Genomic DNA, 1892 nt, shown 5'->3' with positions numbered 1-1892 from the left:
TAGCAGAACTCGGCTTCGCGAAAGCGCTTGCGGCGCTGCAGGTCGATGCCGCGCTGCAACGTCTCCAGCGCCGGCTCGCCAGCGGTCGGGAGAAAATCCTGCGCCATGGCCGGTAGACCGACGGGCTGCCGGCGTGGCAAGAGTGGCATGCTTCACCCCCAATCGCCGCGTGCGACGGCAGTCAGCCTGAACCAACAGGAATTCGAAGCAATCAGAATTTGAACGTAACGCCAAGCTGCAGATTGTGGGAATTCAACTTGCCGTTCGAGAATACAGCATCGCCTTCGCGGGAGGAATCGAAGTCGACGCTGGAGACGGCCTTGAACCTGTAGCCGAAATCGAGGTCGATATTCTGCGCAAGCGCGTAGGTGACGCCGGCTCCCGCCTGGCCGGCGAAACCCCACCCACCAGATCCGTATCCATAGGCGTGACCACCCCAAGTTGTGTCGGCGGTCACATGGGCGGCGCCGATGCCGCCACCGACGTAGAGCTTGGCATCTCCAAAATGGGCAACATCGGCCCAGACGTTGGCGAGCAGATAGGTAGCGGACAAATCGCCGTCAGCCGGAAACCAGGGATGCCCACCTTCCAGATACGAACTCGCCTTGTAGCGCGCATAAGACAGTTCGCCTTCGACGCGAAACACACCGTTGAGCCGCCTACCGACGACGCCGCCGATCACGAAGCCGGTGTCGAAGTCCATCGAAAAGTCGTTGTTGTAGTAATCGGCATGTGTTTTCACGCGATTCGGGAAGCTGGCGCCACCAAACAGTGTGACATACCAGAGATCCTGGGCCGCCGGAATTTCGACCGCCGCCTCGGTCGCATTGGCCGAATTCCAGCCAAGCATCAGGGCCATTGCGGACACGCCAGCCAGCAAGCGCACTTTCATCGACAAATCCCCCACGACAATTAACAGGCAAATATCACGTCCAGTGCAGGCATAACGTCCAGTGCATGGCTGAGCTGTCAACGTGAAAACCAGGGCGGGGTCGACCTCCGGAAATCGCTGTTGCAACGTTGCAACGTTTTACTTGCGCCTCATCGTGTCGGGCGCATTCGAATGAAGGACCAATGACCGGTAGTCAGGGTGCCACCTAGCCGGGCTTGTCTGCCTGCCTCGCCGCGACTCGGCGCATGGAGATGACGCGGCGGCGGCGAATTTCCGTGCGCATCGCCATCAGATGCAACGCGAAGAACAGCACGGTAAAGCCTAGAGCCATCACCAGCAACGGCCTCAGCATAGAGGGGTCAATGGTCGAGCCACCCATGCGGAACACCGAAGCCGGCTGATGCAGCGTGTTCCACCAGTCGACCGAGAACTTGATGATCGGGATGTTTATGAAGCCGACCAGGGTGATGATTGCGGCGGCCCAGGCGGCGCGCGCCGCATCGTCGAGTGCCCGCGTCAGCGCGATGATGCCGAGATACATCAGAAACAGCACGAACACCGAGGTCAGCCGCGCGTCCCACACCCACCAGGTGCCCCACATCGGCTTGCCCCAGATCGAGCCGGTGATCAGCGCGAGTGCTGTAAAGACGGCGCCGATGGGTGCCGCCGATTTCAGCGCGACATCGGCCAGCGGATGGCGCCATACCAGCGTGCCCAACGCGAAAACCGCCATCAGCGTGAAACACATCAGGGCCAGCCAGGCGAAGGGCACATGGATATACATGATGCGCACGGTGATGCCTTGCTGGAAATCCTCCGGCGCAGCGAAGCTCATATAGAGCCCGGCGGCCAAGATGAGTGCGGCGATGGTCGCCAGCCACGGCACCACCTTGTCGGCCAACCAGACAAACCGCGTCGGGTTGGCGAAATCCATCCAGCCGCTGAGGCGTGAAGTCAGGTCACTCATGCGGCTTTACATAAACCGGCGACGCTTTTGGGG

2 protein-coding genes are annotated in these 1892 nt (G+C 60.7%); both read right to left on the bottom strand.

Annotated features, from left to right (window positions below):
• Window positions 1-211 precede the first annotated feature (211 nt).
• Window positions 212-892 (bottom strand): outer membrane beta-barrel protein, encoded by a 681-nt coding sequence (locus EOA86_RS32900; RefSeq protein ID WP_128345386.1) that lies wholly within the window; start codon window positions 890-892, stop codon window positions 212-214.
• A 205-nt stretch (window positions 893-1097) separates the two neighbouring features.
• Window positions 1098-1859: a heme ABC transporter permease gene (locus tag EOA86_RS32895; RefSeq protein ID WP_128345384.1), complete on the bottom strand. Its 762-nt coding sequence runs from the start codon at window positions 1857-1859 to the stop codon at window positions 1098-1100.
• Between the last annotated feature and the right edge of the window lie 33 nt (window positions 1860-1892).

Origin of the sequence: Mesorhizobium sp. M5C.F.Ca.IN.020.32.2.1, from assembly GCF_004023105.1 — a bacterium.
Lineage (GTDB): Bacteria > Pseudomonadota > Alphaproteobacteria > Rhizobiales > Rhizobiaceae > Mesorhizobium > Mesorhizobium wenxiniae.
This window is presented reverse-complemented; position numbering and strand designations above follow the sequence as displayed.